The sequence below is a fragment of the Cohnella hongkongensis genome (assembly GCF_042654645.1).
Lineage (GTDB): Bacteria > Bacillota > Bacilli > Paenibacillales > Paenibacillaceae > Cohnella > Cohnella hongkongensis.
This window is the reverse complement of the sequence record NZ_JBHSEP010000022.1, coordinates 78729-101257: the sequence shown is the minus strand read 5'-3', so window position 1 is coordinate 101257 and position 22529 is coordinate 78729. Positions and strand designations below refer to the sequence as shown.

The window sequence follows — 22529 nt, the reverse complement described above, 5'->3', positions numbered from 1 at the left end:
CCTCCTGATGAGAAAACGAGTAACTATCCTATTATATCGGATAATTCGGGAGGATGGATAAAGTCCTTCGAAAAAGTCGAGACGCAGAACGTCGCCAATGAAGACGATCGGCCCGAGCTCCTGTTGCCGGGAGCCCGGGCCGATCGGTTATTGATTTCGCTGAAATTCGCCAAGCAAGGCCAAATCGATTTTCACGACCGCTTTTTTAATGCTCTCGGGAGCGCCGACGCATACGCACGGTCGATGCAGGTCCGAGGGGAAGAAGATCGCGAAGCTGCCCGGACTCATGACCAGTCCGATCTCGTCCTCCGGGTCCTCGTACAAGGCGTAATCCTTCGTCTCCAATTCGTCCTCAACGACCGCGCTTCGATCCGTCCGCCGCGCGCAGCCGATCCATTCCCGCCCCTCGATCAGAAGCTGGATGTCGGCATAGCGCCGATGGGCTTCCGGCTTTCTTTCGGCTTTGGGAGCCGTCTGCGGCTCTTGAATGAGGAGGAACATGCGCTCGCCGTCCCACTCGTACTTGCCGGGATCGAGCGCTTGCAAATCCGTCTGCCTCAGGCGGTCCAACGCTGCCCTCAATACCGGATGAAACGCGCTCCATTCCGTGGCTTCCCGGCTCCCGATGTCTCCCCAGATCATTCCGACCTCCCCTTTCGTATTGGATGCTTGAGCCGGCTTTCCTACCAGGAGGTCAACCCTCCGTCGATCACCAGATTGTGCCCGACCGTATAGTCGGACGCCCCCGAGGCGAGATACGCGACGGACCCTTTCAAATCGATTCGATCGCGTCCCATCCGTCCAAGCGGCACAAGCTTCGTATAGTTCTCGACGAAGGCTTCCGGCTGAGCCCGGTAGAAGCCGCCCGGCGAGATCGCATTGACATAGATGCCGAACGGAGCCAGCGACACGCCGATTCCCCTGGTCAGGTTAATGACGCCGGCTTTGCTGGCCAAGTAGTCGGGAACGGTCGGGGACAGTCCCGAGCCCGGATAGATGCGCAAATCCCGTCCGACGATGCCGTCGATCGAAGCCATATTAATGATTTTACCAGAACGCGCCTTCTTCATATAGGGCGCAACCGTCCGGCAGCCGAGAAACACGCTGGTCAGATTGGCGTCCATCGTGTACTTCCAATCCTCCAGCAGCCGCGTTTCCAGAAACTCGAAGGACGGATCGTCCTCCACCGATTCCGGCACGACCGACACTTTGCGGCCGCCCGCATTGTTGATCAGAATGTCGATTTTGCCGTACCGCTCGACCACGTCCGCGACCGCTCTTCTCCAGTTCGCTTCATCGGTCGCTTCGAGCGCCATCCCGATCGCCTCGGCCCCCGTATCCGCAGCGAGGCGGGCGGCCGTCTCCTCCGCTTCCGCTAGTCTCCGCCGCGTCAGAACTACGGTCGCCCCAAGCTCCGCCAGCGCCTCGGCCGCGTCGTAGCCCAGATTGCTGCCGCCGGTCACCAGGGCAACCTTCCCGGTTAGATCAAACAACGTTTTTACGTTCACTCTATTGCTCACCGCGCCTCGCCTCCTTATCCGCTTGCCTAGCGCACGTTCAAGAACGGGAACCGTTTTGCCGTCTCGTAGATGTCCGCGCGCTGAGCGTCGTTGAGCTGTTGAATCGGCTTGCGAGGCAGCCCCGTCTCCAAGCCCTGCAGGCGCAGAATCTCGCGCTCGAACGCAATGAAGTCGTATTTCAGCAGCTCCTGAATGACCTGGTTGACTTCATACTGGATGGCGCGCGCCTCGTCGATCCGTCCGGAGCGGAACAACCGGTGAAGCTCCGCGAACTTGGCCGGCATGATGTTGTAGGTCGAGCCGATCGCTCCGAACGCCCCCATCGACAGACCGGCCAGGCAGCTCTCGTCCGGACCGTTAAAGACGAGGAAATCGTCTCCGCACACGTCCATAATCTGCTGCATCTCGTAAGTGTTCATCGACGTGAACTTCAAACCGATGATATGATCCACGCCGGCCAGCTCCCGATAGAAGTCGGCCGACTGCTTGGAGCCCGTCATGTCGGGAAAATGATAGCAGATAAGCGGAATGTCTGCCGCCTTGGCGATGTCGATATAGTGGCGCTTAATCTGCTCCGAGCCGTGCTTGTAGTAGAACGGCGTGACGGCCGACACCGCCGTCGCTCCGGCTCTGTAGGCATGCTTCGTCAATTGCACGGCAGTCGCCGTATCCATCGTCCCGACATGGGCAATTACAGGCACCTCCCGCTTCACCTCGTCCATGACGATCTCGAGGAAGATCTGCCGTTCCTCGGCGCTCTGCAGGAAGCCTTCTCCCGTGCTGCCGCTTAAGTAGAAGCCGCTCACGCCCTGCTTCATCAGATGGCGAACGAGCTTCCGGGTTCTGGAGTCGCTGATCGCGCCGTCCTCTTCGTAGGGCGTGATCAGAGCGGGAATGATGCCTTGCATTTGCGCGTACTTCGTGCGGTTCGAACTCATCGTGCATGTCTCCTGTCTTCAGTGGAATATGTGGTTTGCGGCAGTGCGCGAGATGCGTTACCCTTTAATGCCGCCGGCCGTCAAGCCTTCGATCAGCAGCCTTTGAATTAGCGAGAAGATGAGGATGATCGGCAGAATGACGATGACGCCGCTGGCCAGAATACCGCCCCAGTTGGCGGCTCCCATGCTTTCCATCACTTCCGCGATGCCTACCTGTACCGTTTTCGCCGCCAGGGAGTTCGTCAGAATGAGCGCGTACTGGTAATCGTTCCAGCCTAGAATAAAGGAGTACAGGCTGACCGACACGAGCCCCGGAAGCGCCATCGGCACCATAATTTTGAACAGCGTCTTCAGCTTGCCGGCCCCGTCCATATAAGCCGCTTCTTCCAGCTCCTTGGGCACGCTCTTGAAAAACCCGCTCATGATCCAGACGGCGACCGGAATCGTCATCGTGTTGTAGATCAGCACCAGCACCGTCTTCGTGTTGAGAATCGAGAAGGCGGAAGCGAGCTTGTACCACGGAATCATGATCAGCGGCCCTTGGATCATCTGGGCCAGGACGAACAGCACGATCACCAGGCTGATCCCGGGAACCTTAAACCGTCCCAGCCCGTAACCGCTAAGGCAGGCGATCAGCCCGGTGCAAAGCGCCGTCAGCGTACATACGACGATGGAGTTGGACAGCAGCTTGCCGATATTCATCCCCTGCTCTCCCGTCGCCCAGGCGTAATGCTCGAACGTAAAGTTCGAGATCCACCATGTCGGCGTCGAAGCGAACATCTCTTCGGTGCTCTTGAACGTCGTGTCCACCAGCCACAGGAACGGGAATAGGGTGAACAGCATCAGAAGCGCCAGACTGGCGTATTTCAATATGCGAAATGAAAGCGTCTCTCTCATGACCTCACCCCTTCTAGTCCTTATCCCGTCCGAACAGCTTCGCGTAGACGCCTACGAGCACCAGCACGAACACCATCGACAGAGCCGCGATCGCCGAGCCTCTGCCCAGATCGTAATAGACGAACGCGTTCGTATATACGTAGGTCGGCAGAATGCTGGTCTCGAAGCCCGGACCCCCGTTCGTCAATGCCCAGATCATCTCGAACTTCGTCCACGAGGAGACGATCGAAACCATGCCGGTGACGTACATAATCGGCTTCAGAAGAGGCAGAACGATGCGGAAGAACCGCTGGCCTGCCGTGGCGCCGTCCATCTCCGCCGCTTCCAGCATCTCCTTGGATATGCCCGTCAGACCGGACAGCAGCATCAAGGCGATGTACGGGAAGCCCTTCCAGATGGAGGTCAGCAGCAGCGCCGGCCATACCCAGAACTCGTCTCCCAGCCAGACGATGTTCTCCCGGATGAGGTGCCACTCCGTCAAATAATGATTGGCGATTCCGTTATGCCCGTCGTAAATCCACTTCCATACGATGCCGATGATGACGACGGGGGAAACCCAAGGCACCATCATCAGTCCCCGCCACAAGCCGCGGGAGCGAATCTTCGCATTTAATATGAGAGCCGCGGGAATCGCGACTGCGAATTGGAACACCGTCGAGCCGATCACCCACACGAGACTGTTCCGCATAATTTTCCAAAACTTATCGTCCTCCGTAAGGAAGTACGCATAGTTGTCGAGTCCGATGAAGGACATTCCCCGGCTGGAGATCAAGGAGTAGTCGTACAGACTGAGCCTGACGGTCTCGAACAGCGGATAAAACTGAAATGCGACCAAATAAATGACGGCGGGTGCCAGCAATAAGTAACCAAAGCCGTATGATCTGATGAAACCACGGGTTAACACGGCATCCTCTCCTCTCCTCGCCCTGTCCATCGTGCGCGTATAAGAAAGGGGGCTCCGGATGTTCGAACCTTGGAGCCCCCAGCCTTTCATTTTTCTCTAATTGGCGTATTTGGCCGAAACGGTGTCGATGCTCTTCTTAATGTCGTTGTACGCCTCTTCCACGCTCATTTTGTCCGTCAGCAGCTTGACCATAATCTCTTGAACTGCCGTCTCCATCTCGGGCTGACCTACGATTTTGTCCATCGGAACGCCTGTGTTGTCGACCATGGCCAGGAAGTCCTCAATGACGCGCTTGTGTCCGTCGATCGCTTTCGGATAGACGTCCTGGGCTTTCTTGATTACCTCGTCCAGGCTCGTCGCCTTCTCTGCCGAGATGTTCAGAATGGCCGCTTGCGTGCTGTTGAACTCCGGAGAGAGCAATTCCTCGATCAGTCTCCAGGAGACTTCCTTGTTTTTGCTGCCCTTGTAGATGCCGAAGCCGGAGTTGGCTACCGGCGTCTTGGCGGCGGAGCCGGAAGGCCCTTTCGGATACGGAATCGCGCGGGACACGTTGATAATGTCCGGGTTGATGCTGTATACGTTGGCCGAGAAGAACGTGCCCGCCGGAATGATGCCGACCTCGCCGTTGCTGTAGGCGCGGAACATTTCCGGATAGCCCCACGTCAGGTGGGCCTTCGGCTGGAACGGCTCCAGGTTCTTGAAGTGATTCAGCAGCTCGATATACTTCGCCTTGCTCTGCTCCGACGTGTCGGAAATGACCAGATCGTTGCTGTAGCCGGCCGTGAACGGCACGCGGAACGCGAAGCGAGCGACGCCAAGCGGATAGCCGAACCCGTACTTGCCGTCCTGGGTCATCAGCTCGGCGGCTTTCTCGAGATCCTCCCACGTCTGCAGATCTTCCAGCTTCATGCCGACGTCGTTCAGCATCTTCTCGTTGACCATCAGGTTAAACGCGTTAGCCGTTGCCGGCGCCGCATAGATTTTACCGTCGATCGTGGAGTAATCCAGCGTTCCCGGAAGGAAATTATCCGTCTTCACGGTCGAGTCCTCGCGCTCCATGTAAGGCCTCAAATCCTCCAGGCCGTCCATCTGCACGAAGTTGGTGACGTCTTGGGTCGTCGCGATGTCCGGCACGTCGCCGGTGCTGATCATAACGGAGATTTTCTTCTCCATGTCGGCCCAGGACAAGTACATGAATTCGATGTTAACGTTCGGATACTTTTCCTTCATGGCCGATTTGAAGTTCTCGGCGAACAGCTTCTCGGACTCGGAAGTCCCTGGATAAACGAAGCGGATGTCGGCCTTCACCGTTTTCCAGTCGATCTCTTCCGAGGAGCCGCCGCCGGCTCCCTCCGAGCTGCTTCCCGACGAAGCCGCAGGAGAAGGCTCCGGAGAAGACGAGCTGTTCCCGTTCGAGCAGCCTGCCAGGATCATGCTGATCGCCAGAAGAATCCCCAGCCATTTTACGGCGATTGCCTTGTGAGTTCTCATTGATTCGCCCCCATTGTCGATAGTTGTCGTGCTTGCCTATTCATCATAGTCCCCGGCAGCGCCGCCGCACAATGTGACGACTTCAAGATTTGGTGGACTCTTTCTGGAAGTCTTCCGGAGAAGGGGCTGCGGAGATTGTCACCCTTTTTTATTTCTGATAAGCTTGCCACCATAAGCACCGTACGAGTCTCCCGGGAGTGGAAGCCAGCATGAAGCCGTTTCAGAGGCTGCAAACCAAAATCTTCTTTTATTTTATCCTTGTCGTTCTCATCCCCCTGGTCAGTCTCGGCCTCTTCTCCTATTGGAACTCGACGAGACTGCTGGAAAAGCAAGTGCTCGGGCACCAGAATCAGACGATCGGACTGATCGAGAACAACATCAAAATGATGCTGGACGACGCCGAGGACATCTCCTCGTATATCATGAACAACGAGACGTTCCAGAACCTGCTGAATCAGCCCCGTCAGCTGGGGGAATACAACCGGGCCCAGCAGACGATGCTTGCCTACCTGTCCAACCTGAAGACGGCCAAAAACTACATTTCCTTCATTATCGTCTACGGAGAGAACGGATTCGTCTTCCGGGACTTCAAAGACTTCTATCGGGAGGTCGTTCCGTACGAGCAGCTGATCGAGTCTCCTACCTACATCGCCACCGCAGCCAAGGAGGGCAAAGCGAACTGGCTGTTCTCCAGCGACCCTCTGTTCCCGTATTTGCAGCAATATAACGAAGTGATGGTGGGCAGGCGGGTGACGAACATGTACGACGCCGACCAGAAACTGGGCATGCTGTTTATGGGCATTCGCCGGGAAGCGTTCCTGGATTCCATCCAGAGCGTCGAGCTGGGCTCGTCGACGCAGCTGCTGCTGATCGACGACAACTACAACCTCGTCGCGAGCAACCAGAAAAGCCGGGACGTCGATTATTACCGTGAAAGCGATCTGGAGTTCAAGAAGAAGCTTCTTCATTCGGAGGAGAATCCCATTCTGGAAGTGAACGGCCAGAAAGCCTATATCTCGACCTCCCAAGTCGAGCCGTACGGTTGGAGCGTCGTCAGTCTGACCCCGCTCAAGGACATTCGCGAGCAGCACGAGGTGCTGCTGAAGTTCACGCTGGTCGCCTCGGCCTCCCTGCTGCTGATCGTCGCTCTGCTCTCGATTTTCCTGTCGAGAAACGTAACCTCTCCGATTCGCAAGCTGCTGCGGTCGATGAACGATTTCAAGCGCGGCGACTTCAACCAGAAGGTGCCGGTCGAATCGAAGGACGAGGTCGGGATGCTGACGCAAAAGTACAATCAGATGGTGTCCGAGCTGAACGAGCTTATCCAGAAGGTGTACATCAGCCAAACCCATCAAAAGATGATCGAGCTGAAAACGCTGCAGGCTCAGATCGAGCCTCATTTTCTGTACAACACCTTGGATTATATTTTCCTGAATTCCAAAATCAACGGAGACGACGAGACGGCCGAGGTCGTTCGTTCGCTCAGCCAGCTGTTCCGTATCTCTTTGAATCGGGGAAGCGACTATTACAGTCTAAGCAACGAAATCAACCAAATTCAGGCGTATGTCCGAATTCAGCAAGCCCGTTTTCCCAACCGGTTCAAGACCGAGTACGACATCGATCCGGCGGTGGAGCCTTATCTGACCTCCAAGCTGCTGCTGCAGCCGATTGTGGAGAACGCCATCATTCATTCTTTCGACCACATGAACAAGGGCGAAGGGCTGCTGCGCATTACCGGCAAAATGTCGGACGATTGCCTGACATTCGTCGTACAGGACAACGGCAAGGGCATGACGGAGGAGCAGATCGCTTCGCTGCTGCGCGTCTCTCCGCACGGCAGCGGAGGCTACGGCATCAAAAATGTGAACGAGCGATTGACGATGCTGTTCGGGGACGCCTACCGGCTTCGTATCGAAAGCGAAGTCGGCAAAGGCACCAGCGTCACGATACGGCTGCCGATTATTCACAACGAAGAGGAATGGGTGAGATTATATGAAAGTCATGGTCATCGATGACGAGCCCATCGTATGCGTCGGCTTGCGCAAGCTGGTGCCTTGGGAGCAGCACGGCTTCGAGTGGCTGGGGACGGCCGAGAACGGGCTGGATGCGCTGCGGCAGATGGAGAGCCGCCGTCCCGATCTCATCATCGTCGACTGCCGGATGCCCTTAATGGACGGTCTGCAGCTGCTGCGCGAAGTGAGCGAGCGCCAGATTCCGCTCAAGTCCGTCATTCTGAGCAGCCACGACGAGTTTATGTACGCTCAGCAGGCGCTCCAGCTCGGCGCTTCGGACTATCTGCTCAAGCCGCCCGATCTGGAGCGATTTCTGGAGGTGGTGCTGCGCGTCAAGAAGGAGTGGGAGGCGGAGAAGGCGCTGAAGCAGCAAATGCAGGATCACTTCCCTGTCATGGTGGAGCGCTTCCTGCACAGCCTTGTGGACGGCGCTAAGCAGAAGATGAGCTTATTCCGGGAGAAGACGAAGTTTTTCGGCCTGGCCCTTCATCCCGGAGCGTTCCGCGTCTGCTTGCTTGAAATCGAGGACGAGACGGGCAGGCTCGATCATTACTCGGTCGAGGACCAGCACCTGATTCATTTCGCCGTGGCGAATATTATCGAGGAAACGTTCGAGGAATGGACGGAAAAGGCGCTGCTGCAGAAGCAGTCTCGCCGCTTCGTGCTGCTGTTGAACGAGGCCGAGGAAGGCGAAGATCGGCAGAAGCCGCTTCTCCCGCAATTGCGGCAGCTCATCGCCAATGTTCGGAATACGCTGCGGCTGGGAATGACGATCGGAGTCTCCCAACGCTATTCGTCCTTGCTGAACGATTGCAAGTCGGCCTATGACAACGCCAAAACGGCGCTTCGTTACAAATATTACACCGGAGCGAACGAAGCGATCTGCATGGACGACCTGGGGAACGAGCAAGCGCTGGCCGGCAGCGGGCGGGACGCCTCCGCCTTCAGCGAGGAGGAGCTGCTGCTGTCCTTGCGCGTCTGCGACGAGAACGGGTTGGAGACTTGGCTGGCGGCATTCTCGGCGTACTTGAAGAGCCGCTCGTTCACCCAGCACGAGACGAAGACCTTAAGCCTTCAGCAGATGATCGCCGCCACCCATGTTCTTGTCGAAATGCACCCTCAGCTGCAATTGGACGAGCTGATGTCGACGCGCGACATGGAACGAATTTTTCAGGCCGGAACGATCGACGAGCTGCTTCGCCTGCTGAGGTCATTCCTGCAAGATCTGCTGGCGACGACGCAAAGCTTGCGCAGGTCGGGCAAAAATGCGGTCATCGAGAAGGCGAAGGCCTATATACAGGAAAATTACGCGAGCAACCTGACGCTGGAGACGATTGCCTCCGAGGTGTTCCTGTCTCCGGTGTATCTGAGCTTCCTGTTCAAGCAGGTCGAGGCGGTGAACATTACGGACTACATTACGCAGGTTCGCATCGATCGCGCCAAGACGCTGCTGCGGACGACCAACGGCAAAACGTATGAAATCGCCGGGCGGGTAGGCTATCAGGACGACAAATATTTCGCCCGCATCTTCAAGAAGAAGGTCGGAATGACCCCTTCGGAGTTCCGGTCGCAGCAGTGACCTCGGCGACCCGGCCTGCTGGCCGCACGCACCGATTCGTCGGGGTTTTTACAACTTGGGGAAAATAGGGGGCGAGGGAGGGACGAGGCCGAGGTCGTCTCCAAATCGAGCCTGTCCTCGGCCGTCGCCGGCGTTCTCCGCAGCGGGCTTCATCGGCCCGGAATCCGGGCCCTTTCGTGAAATGCAGCGAATGCAACGAGCGTCACTCGAACGAAATCTGTACTTTCATGTCCGACTGTCGGCGATCGCCCCGGAAAAACTCGAGGGCTTCCTCCAGGCTCAGCACCCGGGTGACGAGATGTCCCACCGAGAGGCGGCCGGCCTCCAGCCAGGCGAGCGCCGGGGCCAGCGTATGGTTCAGCGCCATGGAGCCTATCAGCGTCCACTCCATCTGGTAGAGCCCGAACGTCCGCAGCGCCACCGCCGCCTCCTCGGTCGTCACGCCGAATTGCACGTAGCGGCCGCAGGGGCCGAGATACTGGAAGCTGTCCTCGATCACGCGGGGAATGCCCGTCGTATCGACGACGATGTCGAAGCCGTTCTTGCCCCGTCGATCTTCAAGCTCCCCGGCAGCCCGGCCTCCCGGGACGGTTCTTGTCGCTCCCCACTTGGCGGCCATCTCCAGCTTCTCTTCCGCAAGGTCGACGACGACAAGCTCGGATACGCCGGACATGGCCAGCGCCTGAACCCATTGCTGCCCCATCGCCCCGGCGCCGAACAGCAGCGCGCGGTCGCCCGTCTCGGGCTTCAGCCTCCGGAGCCCCTGCACGACGCAGGCGACCGGCTCGGCTAGCGCCCCTTCCGCGAAGCTCAGCCGATCGGACAAACGCATCGCCAGCTCCGCGGGCACCGCCACGTACTCCGCCATCGCGCCCGGGAGCGTCACTCCGATCGCCGCCCAGCGTTCGCAATGGTTGGCGCGGCCGGACAAGCAGAAGCGGCAGCGGCCGCACGACAGGTTCGGATCCGCGCTGACGCGGTCGCCCGTCCGGAATCCCTCGACTCCTTCCCCGACTTCGCTGACGACGCCCGAAAACTCGTGTCCCGGAACGATCGGGTAGGGAGACAAATATTCTCCGTTATAAATGTGGATATCCGTCCCGCATACCCCCGCACGCTTCACGCGGACGACGATTTCGCCCGGCTTCGCCCGCGGAACCGGAATCTCGCAGACGACCGCCTGGCGCGGATGGTCAATGACAAGAGCCTTCATCTTCATTGGTCTACACCTCGAATTTATGATCCGCCATCCCGTTCGGATAGACAAGCACTTTGAGCGAGCCGCTTTTGTTCGTTCTCGCCCTCTCCAGAGCCGCGGCGGTCTCCTCGAGCGGATAAGCGTCGGTGAAGAGCGCCTCGACGTTCTTCGCCGAAGAGGCCAGAAGGGACAGGCCAAGCGGATACGTATTGGCGTAGCGGAACACGCCGCGAACGTCGATCTCGTTATCCACAAGATCGGAGATGCTCAATTCCGCGCGCCCCTCCGGCGGCAGCCCGACGACCGCCGCGACGCCCCCGCGCTTCGTCGCCAGCAGCGCGGACCGCAGCGCCTGCGAATTGCCGGCGGTCTCGATCGCGACGTCCGCTCCTTCGCCGCCCGTCGCCCCGCGAATCGCGGCAGCCGCATCCTCCCGGCCGGCGTGAACCGCGAGATCCGCGCCGAGCTTCAGCGCGGCTTCCAGGCGAAGCGGCTCGACGTCGGAGACGAACACCTGCGCCGCGCCGCAAGCTTTGGCGGCGACAACCGTCAGCAGGCCGACCGGCCCCATGCCCATGATCGCGACCGTATCGCCCGTCCTTACGCCCGCCCTGCGAACGGCGTGCAGGCCAACCGAGAACGGTTCGTTCATCGCCGCCCGTTCGAAGCTGAGCCCCTCCGGGATCGGGAAGACGAAGTCTTCCCGGATCGCGACGAACTGGGCGAACGCGCCGTCGATCGGGGGCGTCGCCAGAAAGCGGACGTCCGGACACAGGTTGTATTTGCCGGATTTGCAGCTGCCGCAACGTCCGCAGGCGATGCCCGGCTCGACGGCAACCCGGTCTCCCGGCGCGAAACGCGTCACGGCCGCTCCGACCGCGGCGACGACGCCCGAGCATTCGTGGCCGAGCACAAGCGGGCGGTCGACGACGTAGCGCCCGATTTTTCCGTGCTCGTAATAGTGAACGTCCGAGCCGCAGACGCCTACGGCCTTCACTTGAATCAGCACCTCGTCCTCCTGCGGATCGGGCGTAGGCCGGCGCTCCAGCCGGACCTCGAAAGGCCGGAGGAGCACCGCGGCAGCCATCTCCCGCGGAACGACGGGAATCGCCCGCGATCCGTTCGCGTTCGTCATGTCAGACCACGCCTTCCGGCAGCACGACGTCTTGCGCCCGCAGCGTCCGCTGAAGCTCCTGCACGTTCACGCCGCGCGGCTCCGTCCCTTGCGCGACGGCCAGCGCGGCCGCGGCTCCCGCCGCCTGGCCGAGGGCGAACGCGCACGGCATGACGCGGATCGCTCCGAGCGCCTCGTGCGTCGCGGATACGCAGCGGCCCGCAACCAGCAGTCCCTCCGTCTTCCGGGGCACGAGAATCCGGTACGGAAGCTGATAAATGTTCGCGGTATGATACTCTTTGCTGAACTCTGTCGTCACTTCGTTCGGACTGTGAATGTCGATCGGATACCCGTACAGGGCGATGACGTCGTCGAAGGAACGGCCGCTAATCAAATCTTCCGCAGTGAGCATATATTCCCCGACGATTCTCCTCGTTTCGCGGACTCCGATCTGCGTCGCCGTATCGACAAGCACCGCGTTCCGGAAGCCCGGGAAGTACTTGCGGAAGAAATCCAGCAGCTCGAACACTTGCCTGCGGCCCTCCAGCTCGGCCTTCGCCAGATCCTCCGCGCTCGTGCCGCTCAGCCCCTGCACCCGGCTCGTGTTGACCCGCCATACGCCGGCCTGGGTCGTCCGGTAGATGCCCAAGTGATTTTTGTTCACCTTCCACTCGCCGGTAGCCCGTTTCTCTTCGATCAGGCTGCCGAACAGCAGGTCCCGTTCTTCGGGATGCTCCTCGACGTATTTCAGAATCTCTTCGTCGTCGACGCCCGCGACGCGGAAGAACATCGTCATCGGCTGGGTCAATCCGTCCGACTTCCGGCCCGTCTCGAGCTCCGCGCCGGCGCGGGAAGCCACGTCGGCGTCTGCGCTGCAGTCGACCGTCGTCTTGGCCCGTACCGCCTGCAGGCCGGACTTATTCACGAGAATCGCCCCGTTCACGCGGCCGTCCTCTACGATCGCGTCCACGAAGAACGTGTGCATGAAGGTCCGGACCCCCGCTTCCTCCATCATCTCCGCGGCGGCCAGCTTCACCGCCTCCGGATCGAACGGCGTCACGTGATCGTGCCCCTTGCTGAAGAAGCCGGAATACGGGCTGCCCGTTCGAACCTTCTCCGGGTGAACGGCTCCCCCGAACGATTCCATCCGGCGAACCAGCTCGTCGAACACGCCTTTGACGAGCTGCGTCTGTCCGTCGTCGCTGTAAGAGGTCATGAACGGACCGACCAGCCCTGCGGTGGCGTTGCCTCCCAGGAAGCCGTAACGCTCGACCAGCGCCGTCCGCGCTCCTGCCCTTGCGGAGGCAAGGGCCGCCGCGATGCCGGCGGGCCCTCCTCCGATGACGAGTACGTCGGTGTCCAGTACGACCGGAATTTCAGTAGCGTAAGCGATGCTGTTATTCGTCATAGAGGTTGTCTTCCTTTCCCAGATTCGTTTATTGGGAGCCGAGCAGCAGCTTGTCCGCCCGTTCCTTCATCGATTTCACCGCATCCTCCGTCGGCTTCTCCCCGATGAGGACGCGTTCGCCCTCTTCTTCGACGATCTTCTGGATTTCCGCCAGATGATCGAACTTCGTATCGCGGACGTACTCGACGTCGGCGAAAACGACCTGCTTAAACGATTCCACGTCGAACAGCTTTTCCGGATTTTCGCCAAGAATCAGCGAAGCGACCTTGTCCTGGTCCGCCTTCTTCCAAGCCGGAACGCGCCCGCCGGCGATGAGCGGCTCGTTGCCTTCCGTCACGTACCACTGCATGAATTTCCATGCGGCGTCCTTGTGCTGCGACTTGGCGTTGATCGTCGTGAAATCCAGATACCCGGTTCCGCCGCCGAGATACTTGCTGTTCTCGGTCAGCTTCGGAGGAGGCGCGAACGCCGTAATGAAATCGTGCGGATAGTCCGTCGTGTTTTTGATGTTGCGCAGGCTTGCCGTGCCGATCCAGTGCATGGCGACCTTGTTCGTAAGGAACAATTGAATGCCTTCCATCTTCGTCGCCTTCGCTTCCGCGATCGGCGGCTGCGCCTTCAGCGTTTTCTCCAGGTTGTACATGATGTCGAAATAACGCTTGAACGCCGGATCGTCGAAGTTGCTCGAGCCGTCCTCCTTATAGAAAGCGTCCGGGCCGAGCTCGGTCTTGACCGCCTTGTCCAAATACTCGAAAATCTTCGGCTGCAGCAGATCGGTATAGGAGCCCCAGCGCTTGTCCGCTCCTTCTCCCTGAGTAAGCTTCGCGGCGTAGTCCATATACTCGTCCCAAGTCCATTCTTGAGGAATCGGGAGATTGGCTTCGTCCAGGAAGGTTTTGTTCAGCGAGACGAAGTCGTTCAATATAATGGCCGGGATATAGTAAGTCTTGTCTTCGAATTTCGTGATCGAGTTCTCTCCGAAATTGTCCGCGAGGTCGAAGCCGCTTTGCTCGATATAGCTGTCCAGCGGTTCGACCATCCCCGCTTCTATGCGCTTGGCCAGCTTGTCCATCCGGTAATTGATGAACAAGTCCACCTGGTCGCCGGCGAGCAGCGCCGTCTCCAGCTTCGTATTGCCGCTCTCGTCGTTGACGAAGCGGACGTATTCCACCTGAATGTCCGGGTTGGCCTTGTTCCAATTGTCCACGGCCTGCTTCGGCCCGGACTCCTCCGGCACGGCGCCCCAGAATTTGAGCTTGACAACATTGCCGGTTCCTCCGGTCTCCGAGGAGCCGGACGGAGCGGAATGGCTGTTCCCGCCGGAACAGCCCGCCAGCGCCATAGTCAGGGCCAGGCCTAACGCGAACAACGAGATCGTAAACTTTTTCATTCGACATCTCCCTTTTCATGTGAATGGAATTGCTTTTGCCCATCAACCTTTAACGCCGCTGGACACCACCCCCTCGATAAACCACTTCTGGCAAGCCAGGAAGAGGGCGATGACCGGAAGGATCGAACTGACCGCTGCGGCCATCATCAATGTGTAATCGGTTCCCGATTCGTCGATAAAGTTCGTCAAACCGAGCGGAATCGTGTACAGCTCCTTCGAGGCCAGGAAGACGAGCGGATTAACGAACTCGTTCCAGTTCCAGGTGAAGCTTAGAATGACGAGAGACACGAGCGCGGGCTTCGACAGCGGCAGGATGATGCGCAGCCACGTCTGGAAGTGCCCCGCTCCCTCGATTTTGGCCGCCTCCGAGAAGTCCTCCGGGATGCCGACGTAGAACTGCCGGAGCAGGAACACCCCGAAGGCCGTGAACATCCCCGGCAAAATCAGCGCGAAATGCGTATCGTATATGCCCAGGTAATTGAAAATGATAAAACGCGGCACGAGCGTGACCTGGTCCGGAATCATCAGCGTCGCCAGAAAGACGAAGAACACTGCGTCCCGGCCCTTGAACCGGATTCGGGAGAAGCCGTAGGCCGCCGCCGAACAGACCAGCACGGTGCCGACGACCGTAATCGCCGTCACCTTCACGGAATTATAATAAAACAAATCGAAAGGCTGCGTTCCGTTCCAGACGCGTTCGTAGTTGTTCCAATTGAAGCGCTTCGGTATCCATTCGATAGGATAATTGAACACGTCGATCGGAATTTTGAACGAGGTGGACAGCATCCATGCGAATGGCAGCACCATCAGCAGACCGAACGCGGCCAGCAGCGCGGTCAGCGCCAGCTTCGGCAGGGACAGGCGCTTGCCCGCCAGTATCAACTCCATACGGTTTCCTCCTCTTAGCTGCGGCTCAATAGTGCACCCATCTTTTCTGTCCCTGCCACTGCAGGAACGTAATCAGGAAAATAATCAGGAACAAAATCCAGGCCATGGCCGACGAATAGCCCATTTTGTAGAAATCGAAGCCCGTGCGGTACGAATAGTACGTCAGCACCGTCGTGGACGAGCCGGGCCCGCCCTTCGTCATGACGAACACCGCGATGAACACCTGGAACGAATGAATGATGCTGGTGATCATGACGAAGAAGGTTGTCGGCGACAGCATCGGCAGCGTGATGCGGAAGAAGCTGCGCACCGGCCCCGCCCCGTCGATCTTCGCGGCCTCGTACAGATCCTTGGATATCCCCTGCAGGCCCGCCAAATAAATAATCATGTTGTAGCCGACGTTGGCCCATATCGTCATGATCATGATCGCGGGCAGCGCCCAGGCGCTGCTCGCCAGCCAGCCCGGCGGATCGGTTACGCCGACGCTCCGGAGAAACGAATTGATCGGCCCCATCGACGGATTGTACAGCGTTCCCCAGACGATCGAGATAGCGACGATGTTGGAGACGTAAGGCATGAAGATCATGAGCCGGATCGGCGATTTCAGATAGACGCCCTTGTTCAGGCCAATCGCCGCCAGCAGGGACAATACGATCGTGGCCGGCACGGTCACCGCGGCGAACACCAGGTTGTTCCGCAGACTGTCCACGAACCACTTGTCCGACCACATTTCCACAAAGTTGCGCAGTCCGATAAACCTCAGTCCTTTTAACCCATCGAGAAAGTTCCAGTCGGTGAAGCTGATCACCAGCGACAAAACGATTGGAACGATCGTCAATATTCCGAAGCCTGCAATGGCGGGCAGGATGAACATCCACCCGGCCAGCGTATCGGATTGCTTTTGCGTGCGAATAACGATCTCTCCTTTCCAACTGCCGAAGTCTAACGCCCATGTTAGCGCTTCCCGACGCAGGCCCGATACACCCATTCCCGCTGAAAACGGATACAATTCTATGATCATCGGCTCAGCCGGAAGACGTTCTCGGGCGTTGGGCTACGATTTTAAGAAAAAGAGCGACGATTCTCCGAATTCGGGCCAATTCGTTTACATGAAGGGCTAAGCCTGCCTATACTGATGAAATGAAAGCGCTATATTGCAAGAAAGTCCTCGCATCGCTTCGAGCCGCTCTGCGCGGAGGATTCGGATGCGCCAAGCGGGGCACACTTGCTGCAAACGGAAGGTTGAATACCCGACACTAAGGAGACCGGCAGCCATGGCCTTGCCCTTCACCAGTCTGCGCACGAAATGGATTGCCGCTTTCGTCGCGTTCGTGCTCGTCCCGATTCTCGGAGCCAGCCTATATACGTATAAGGAAATCGAAAATATTTTGCGCCACCAGGTCGAGTCTTCGGCCGAGGAGCGGCTGCACCAGATCAACCTGAATATTGAACGCAAGCTGCAGACGATGATGCACGCGACCGCCTCCCTGGTCATCGACGAGAACGTGAAGCGCGCGCTGCTGCGCCCGCCGGTCACGGAGCGCGATATGCTGGACAACACCCACGTGATGGACAAGAAGTTTCTGGAAATGTCGACGGCGACCGCCAGCGACAGCTTCTATTTCTCTGTCTTCGACAACTACGGCTCGCTGTACACCAATTGGGGCCGGACGCCGCAAGCGATGAGCGCCATAAAGGAAAGCGAGTGGTTCCGGCACACGCTGGAGGAGAACGGCTATATGGTGTGGACGTTGAATCACGCCAGCTACGCCGCTCCGGACAAGCAGACGCTGCTGACCGTATCGATGGTTTTTCGCGACGAGAGCAACCGGGGAATCGGTCAATTGGTCATTAGCGAGCCGACGCAATCGTATCTCGATATTCTGCAGGCCGGCCATCCCGCCACGCCCGGCTTCGGGCTGCTGGTCGGGCCGGGCGACCAGGCGCTGACCCCGCTTCCGGAGGAGGCCCTTCCGTTGTACGAAGCTCTGCGCCCCGTGATCGAGAGCTCCGGGGACGGCACCGTCAGCACGCAGGCGAACGGAGCCAAATTCGTGCTGAGTACGTATTCGCTGCCGATGACGGGCTGGAAAATCGTGCAGATCGTGCCGCACGGCGCCGTCTTTCGCGAGATCGACCGGATCCGCAACGTATCCATTACGATCTTCTCGGTCAGCATGGTCGTGTTTCTCGGCGTCATCGTCTTTTTCTCGAACATGCTTACCCGTCCTTTGCGCCGGTTAAGAAACGTCATGAAGCAGGTGGAGAAAGGGCGGCTCGACGTCACCGTGGAGATCGCGACGAGAGACGAGGCCGGGCTGCTCGGCCAAGCCTTCAACAAAATGCTCGACCGCCTGCGGGGCCATATCGACCGCGAGATCGTGCTGGAGAGACACCACGAGCAGGCCAAGCTGGAGGCGCTGCAGGCCCAGATCAATCCGCATTTTTTGCACAATACGCTGAATACGATCCGCTGGATGTCCATCATGGCCGGAACGAAGCCGATTACCGAGATGCTCATGTCTCTGGGCCATCTTCTCGACATGAGCATCCATCGCGGGCAGGAGCTCATCAGCCTGCGGGAGGAAATGGACAACGTCCGTTATTTCATGACGATTCAGCGCTATCGGTTCGGAGACCATGTTTCCGTATCGGAGCAGCTCGAAGAAGAGACGCTGGACGCGCTTGTTCCGAAGCTGTCGCTTCAGCCGCTCGTCGAGAACGTGTATCGGCACGCCTCCTTCCAGGAGGGACAGGGAGAGATGCTAATCCGCTCGCGGGTCGTCGCTCCCGGCGAGCTCCTGCTGGAAATCGTGGACAACGGCCTGGAGGTCAACAAGGAACGGCTGCGCGACATCGCCGAACGGATCGGCGACGACGAGCGGCCGGCCGGCTTCACCAGCGTCGGGCTGCGCAACGTGCACAAGAGAGTTCGCATGATGTACGGCGAGGGCTACGGAGTCGCCATTCGCAGAGCGGAAGAGGAAGGCAGAACGTACGTATCGATCCGGCTGCCGCTAGAGCGGCAACCGGAGCCGGAGGCGGAGGTGAAGGAAGACGATGAGAATCGTCGTCGTGGAAGATGAAGTGCTCGTGCGCAAAGGAATTTTGTCGGGCATTCCCTGGGGGGAGCACGGCATTCAGGTCGTCGGCGACGCCGCGGACGGACGGACCGGCCTGGAGCTGATCCGCCGGCTGAAGCCCGATATGGTTATCACGGACATTCAGATGCCGATTATGGACGGGCTGGAAATGATTCGTCAGGTGCGCAAGGAGCTTCCGGATACGGCGATCCTGATTCTAAGCGTGCGCGAAGACTTCGGCGCGGTCCGGGAAGCGATCCGGCTCGGCGTGATCGATTACGTGCACAAGCTGACGATGAGTCCGGAGGAGCTTCTGGAATCGGTGCTTCAGGCGAAAAACGCCAAGGAGGGAGCTTCGGGCGAACTGCTAAAGCGGTCGGGAAGCGATTCGGGGCCGGCTTCCGGGCTCGGCTTGCCGGAATGGCTGGCCGGCGCCCGGACGGGCGGCGAAGGTCGCCCATTCGTTCCGGAAGGGCGGCTGTTCGCCGTAGGGATCGTGCGCCTGCCTCCGGACGCCGCCGGCGGGACGGCGGGGCGCCTGCTCGCCGCGGCTTCGGAGCCCGGCTTGCGGGAAGCGATCGTGCACGCCGCCGCGCCGGACTCCGTATTCGTCTCCTCCGCCGAACCTGCGGACTCAGAGAGCGACGAAGCGCTGGCCGAACGCTGGCGAGACGATCTCCAAGCCGCGCTGCGGAAGCTGGGCCCCGAGGGGGCCCGGCTGTCAGTCGGCCTCGGCTCCGTTCGGCGCAGGACGGAGGAGCGGGCCGAAGCTTACCGGGAAGCGCAAGAGGCGCTCTCCGGACGATTCTATGCCGGTCCCGGCGCGGTTCATCTCTATTCGCCGGAGGAGGAGCGGGGCGAGAGCTCCGAAGAGTCCGCCCGCTTCGCTGAGACCGCGGTGCTGAAAGCCTATTTGGCCGCGCTCGAGCAATCGGACGGCGGTCTGGCGGCCCGAAGATTCGAGGAGCTGTTTCCCGCGGTTCCGCCGACGCGGGTCGCCCCGCGCCTCGTTCGAGACCGGATGCTGCAATGGCAGTCGGCGGTCGCGCTCCTATTGGGGGAGTGGGGCTATCCGCTGCAGGGCTTCTGGGAGCAGTCCTCGCCCTTCGAGCAGCTCAACCAGCTGGACACCTACGAGGAATTGCGGGAGTGGTGCTGGCGGTTCCATACGGTGGCGCGGGAGCTGCTGGAGGATTGCTCGCAGAACGGAAGGAGGAGCGAGATCGAACAAGCGATCCGGTACATGAAGGAGAATTACCGCAATCCGCTGCGGGTGCAGGAAGTCGCCGCTCACGTGAATCTGAGCGACAACTACTTCAGCTTTCTGTTTTCCAAGAGCACCGGACAGTCCTTCGTTCATTATTTGCACAACCTCCGCGTCGACAGGGCGAAAGAGCTGCTCCGCGAAGGCTTGCTGCCCTGGTACGAGATCGGGGAACGAGTAGGCTTCGACAACCCCAAATATTTCGCGAAAATATTCAAGCGAGTCGCCGGAACGACGCCGGCTCAGTTTCAGAAAAATAAATAAGGCCGCGCCCGGGCATTTGGTGTCCCGGAGCGGCCTCCGTATATCGGGCTTTTCCTGCTGGCGCGTGTTACGGCGACGGTCGATTCGCGGAATCCAGATGAGCCCGAACCTGCTCATAAAGCTGTCTGCCGGCAGGCGACCCGTTCCACAGCTCGTACAATCCGGACTGCAGCAGATCGGAGTCCGGTTCAAGCCGCGTACCGACACGGATCAAGTGAGCGAGAAACGCCGCCCCCTGATCGATATCGATACCGCGCTCCTGCAGCTTGAGCAAGGGCCAGACAAAACGTTCTCCCGGAGCAAGCTTCGCCTTCAGATTTCTTGCCACCGTGCCGAGTTCTCTTGGTATTCCGTCATTGCCGAGCCGCTGCTTGTATTTTTCTCTCCACGAGCGAAGCATAGCCTCGTCGCAGCCGAACTCCAGCTTAAGCACTTCCTGAAGCAGCGCCATATAGGGCTCGATTCGGCGGTTGATCTCCTCGCTGCGCGCCGCTTCGTACAGATAGGTCAGATCCTCGGCCTTGGCCAGAAAAGAGATGGCGTCGGCATAGGTGTTGAGCAGCAGCCGCTTCCTGGAAAAATGCTGCTCGATCCGTTCTACGGACGGTATAAGAGCAATGCCGGTATCGGCCAGCGTCGCCGCATCAACGGAGCATTCGTGATAAACCTCGCTGACCACATCGGTATTTTCCGGCCAATTCGCCGCGCAAATCCGATCCACGATCGTGTCGGGAACGGCAACACGCCTCAAGCGGGCATGCTGCCCCTCGTCCTCGGCTGCCTGTTCAAGCAGACCGCTGAAATACCGCCCGACATGTTCAATGTTTTCGCAACAAATGATTCGGCGCCCTTCACCGTCCTGATGCCCCCATGTCTCCGCCACCGTCCGGGCCACATGAATCAGATTTTCTCTTCGCACCGAGGTTGTGATCACGTTGGCCTGCTTCATATACGCCGCTAACTTGTCCCCTTCCGTAATCGGCGATACCGCCTCCACGATGCCGATCTTGCGCTCGACCGAATCGCCGTCGGAAATCGCCAGCCGGTATCCGCGCTCCCGGTTGAGCGCCGCGTTCAACTCGGCGTTCGTATCGGCGAGCACGACGTTATACCCGCTCTCATGGAGCAGCGGCACGACCATGCCCCGGCCGAGCGCGCCCGCCCCGAAATGAACAACCGTCCTATCTCCCATCCCGTTCATCCTCCCTGTTCCGTACGACCGGAGCTCCGTTCTCCTCCACGATCCGAACCGGGAATCCCCGCTCGGCTATGGCATCGTAATCATGGCCGGCATCGGCCGGCCAGCAGGCTCCGACGACAAGCGGAACGTTTCCGGTATTCGCTATTCGATGCGCCGTATTCCCCGGAACATAGTGAAGAGAGCCCGGCTCGATGACCGCGACGGTCGCCTCCCGCCGCTCGTTCATCGTCACCAGTGCGCCCCGTCCCTCTATCCCCCAGTAATATTCTCCCCGGTTGCGCCGCTCGTGAATATGTCCCTTGGTCATGAAATATTCCTGGCCGACCTTGCCCGGGAATAGGGTGCTTACGCCGAAAAATAAACCGCCCTCAACAGGCCCGCAAGCATCGTGCGCATGCACCTCGTAGACGATTTGCTCGGGGTCCATGGCAAGGAACGCGGCCTCGTCGGCAAATAGGCCTCTCAGGTCCTTAAGCCTGCGTACCGCACGGTTGACCTGTTCCCCGCTCAATCGGCCGTTCGACGGGGAGAAGCTGGCTTGGGAAGGTAAGATCATCATGTTGCTGCACCGCCTTTGCGCTTTATGGGGTAAACGAGATCCAGCTTTTCCCTTTCAGCCCCGGTTTGGATACAAACTGAAACCGATCGGGGTTCTCGGCAAACTGCTCGTAGATCGGCTGATTGCTCGTAATGCCCAAACGGGAATAATCCCCCGGCTTTTTGACCACCAGCTCCGATTGCTCGTAACGCTCGTTTCTTACCCACTTGATTCGTCCATCCTTCTCGACAATCGGATACCAGGCCAGTCCGTTGCGCGCCTTGATCTCGTCGTATTCGAAGCCGTATTCCCTGTCGCACCACGCACCGAACGTCAGCGCCTGGTTCGGATCGGCGCTGATCGTGGCATGCGCCCAGAAAGGAGGGACGACAACGACGTCGCCCGGCTCCGCGTACACGGCAAAGCATCTTCCCGGATGGTCCTCGGCTTTTTCCTGCATGTAAATGTAGGCCTTGCCCGACCAAATTTCATAGATTTCGGGCGGCGACCAGCCGCTGTGCTCCGATACGCGGTGAATATGGCCTTGGCTGCGGATCGGCTCGTCTCCGAGCCTTCCCGAGGCGTACGTGACAACGCCGAACAGCAGCATGCGATCCAGCAGATTTTGCCGATGCTCCTTCTTGGATACGTCCATCGCAATCGCATATACGATCTCGGGCCCGCTGGCGTTCGCGTCGCGCAGGCTGCCGCGAATCTGGCTCAGCGTGCGCTGCTCCGGCGCAGGGCCGCATACTCCGTCTCCATAAGCGAAGCCGAGCGGATCTTGTCGAATATACACATCCAGCCCCGGATAAAAAGTTGTCTTTTCCCCCATCATGG

General features: G+C 59.2%; 19 protein-coding genes. 4 read left to right on the top strand and 15 right to left on the bottom strand.

Going from position 1 to position 22529, the window contains the following annotated elements:
- Positions 1 to 147: 147 nt before the first annotated feature.
- The 6 genes from ACFO3S_RS22925 to ACFO3S_RS22900 form a co-directional block, all read right to left on the bottom strand.
- Positions 148 to 642, bottom strand: coding sequence for a NanQ anomerase/TabA/YiaL family protein (locus ACFO3S_RS22925; protein WP_378100795.1), 495 nt, complete (start codon positions 640 to 642; stop codon positions 148 to 150).
- Between the two features lie 41 nt (positions 643 to 683).
- Complete coding sequence (locus tag ACFO3S_RS22920; protein ID WP_378100793.1) at positions 684 to 1520, bottom strand: SDR family NAD(P)-dependent oxidoreductase; 837 nt, start codon at positions 1518 to 1520, stop codon at positions 684 to 686.
- A 26-nt stretch (positions 1521 to 1546) separates the two neighbouring features.
- Positions 1547 to 2458, bottom strand: coding sequence for an N-acetylneuraminate lyase (locus tag ACFO3S_RS22915; protein WP_378100791.1), 912 nt, complete (start codon positions 2456 to 2458; stop codon positions 1547 to 1549).
- Positions 2459 to 2515: 57 nt separating this feature from the next.
- Positions 2516 to 3355 (bottom strand): carbohydrate ABC transporter permease, encoded by an 840-nt coding sequence (locus ACFO3S_RS22910; protein WP_378100790.1) that lies wholly within the window; start codon positions 3353 to 3355, stop codon positions 2516 to 2518.
- 13 nt (positions 3356 to 3368) lie between these two features.
- Positions 3369 to 4259: a carbohydrate ABC transporter permease gene (locus ACFO3S_RS22905; RefSeq protein WP_378100788.1), complete on the bottom strand. Its 891-nt coding sequence runs from the start codon at positions 4257 to 4259 to the stop codon at positions 3369 to 3371.
- 96 nt (positions 4260 to 4355) lie between these two features.
- Positions 4356 to 5750, bottom strand: a complete 1395-nt coding sequence (locus tag ACFO3S_RS22900) for an ABC transporter substrate-binding protein (RefSeq protein WP_378100786.1) — start codon at positions 5748 to 5750, stop codon at positions 4356 to 4358.
- A 209-nt stretch (positions 5751 to 5959) separates the two neighbouring features.
- Here ACFO3S_RS22900 and ACFO3S_RS22895 point away from each other — a divergent pair, with 209 nt between their 5' ends.
- Entirely contained in the window at positions 5960 to 7765 is a 1806-nt protein-coding gene (locus ACFO3S_RS22895; RefSeq protein ID WP_378100784.1) for a histidine kinase, read from the top strand.
- Entirely contained in the window at positions 7743 to 9341 is a 1599-nt protein-coding gene (locus tag ACFO3S_RS22890) for a response regulator (protein ID WP_378100782.1), read from the top strand. Before ACFO3S_RS22895 ends, ACFO3S_RS22890 begins: the two co-directional genes overlap by 23 nt.
- Positions 9342 to 9543: 202 nt before the next feature.
- Here ACFO3S_RS22890 and ACFO3S_RS22885 read toward each other — a convergent pair whose 3' ends face one another.
- The 6 genes from ACFO3S_RS22885 to ACFO3S_RS22860 are packed head-to-tail and all read right to left on the bottom strand — an operon-like array spanning position 9544 to position 16327.
- A complete protein-coding gene (locus ACFO3S_RS22885) occupies positions 9544 to 10560 on the bottom strand; it encodes a zinc-dependent alcohol dehydrogenase family protein (protein ID WP_378100781.1) in 1017 nt (338 codons plus the stop codon).
- Between the two features lie 4 nt (positions 10561 to 10564).
- Complete coding sequence (locus tag ACFO3S_RS22880) at positions 10565 to 11674, bottom strand: NAD(P)-dependent alcohol dehydrogenase (RefSeq protein ID WP_378100779.1); 1110 nt, start codon at positions 11672 to 11674, stop codon at positions 10565 to 10567.
- Between the two features lies 1 nt (position 11675).
- Positions 11676 to 13061 carry an FAD-dependent oxidoreductase gene (locus ACFO3S_RS22875; protein WP_378100777.1) on the bottom strand — a complete coding sequence of 462 codons (1386 nt, stop codon included), beginning with the start codon at positions 13059 to 13061 and terminating at the stop codon, positions 11676 to 11678.
- Between the two features lie 28 nt (positions 13062 to 13089).
- The gene (locus tag ACFO3S_RS22870; protein WP_378100775.1) at positions 13090 to 14451 is read right to left on the bottom strand and encodes an ABC transporter substrate-binding protein; all 1362 of its coding nucleotides are present in this window, start codon (positions 14449 to 14451) and stop codon (positions 13090 to 13092) included.
- A 42-nt stretch (positions 14452 to 14493) separates the two neighbouring features.
- Positions 14494 to 15339: a carbohydrate ABC transporter permease gene (locus tag ACFO3S_RS22865; RefSeq protein WP_378100773.1), complete on the bottom strand. Its 846-nt coding sequence runs from the start codon at positions 15337 to 15339 to the stop codon at positions 14494 to 14496.
- Between the two features lie 25 nt (positions 15340 to 15364).
- Entirely contained in the window at positions 15365 to 16327 is a 963-nt protein-coding gene (locus ACFO3S_RS22860) for a carbohydrate ABC transporter permease (protein WP_378100771.1), read from the bottom strand.
- 286 nt (positions 16328 to 16613) lie between these two features.
- On the opposite strand from ACFO3S_RS22860, the gene ACFO3S_RS22855 reads away from it, so the two are divergent.
- Complete coding sequence (locus ACFO3S_RS22855) at positions 16614 to 18425, top strand: cache domain-containing sensor histidine kinase (RefSeq protein ID WP_378100769.1); 1812 nt, start codon at positions 16614 to 16616, stop codon at positions 18423 to 18425.
- A complete protein-coding gene (locus tag ACFO3S_RS22850; RefSeq protein ID WP_378100767.1) occupies positions 18400 to 19950 on the top strand; it encodes a response regulator in 1551 nt (516 codons plus the stop codon). Before ACFO3S_RS22855 ends, ACFO3S_RS22850 begins: the two co-directional genes overlap by 26 nt.
- 67 nt (positions 19951 to 20017) lie before the next feature.
- On the opposite strand, the gene ACFO3S_RS22845 is transcribed toward ACFO3S_RS22850, so the two are convergent.
- From ACFO3S_RS22845 to ACFO3S_RS22835, 3 genes are read right to left on the bottom strand one after another with little or no spacing between them, the layout of a single operon-like run.
- A complete protein-coding gene (locus ACFO3S_RS22845; RefSeq protein ID WP_378100765.1) occupies positions 20018 to 21142 on the bottom strand; it encodes a mannitol dehydrogenase family protein in 1125 nt (374 codons plus the stop codon).
- Entirely contained in the window at positions 21132 to 21710 is a 579-nt protein-coding gene (locus tag ACFO3S_RS22840) for a glucose-6-phosphate isomerase family protein (RefSeq protein WP_378100763.1), read from the bottom strand. The genes ACFO3S_RS22845 and ACFO3S_RS22840 overlap by 11 nt, the downstream gene beginning before the upstream one ends.
- A gap of 22 nt (positions 21711 to 21732) precedes the next feature.
- On the bottom strand, positions 21733 to 22524 hold the full coding sequence (locus ACFO3S_RS22835; protein WP_378100761.1) for a glucose-6-phosphate isomerase family protein: 792 nt from the start codon (positions 22522 to 22524) through the stop codon (positions 21733 to 21735).
- Between the last annotated feature and the right edge of the window lie 5 nt (positions 22525 to 22529).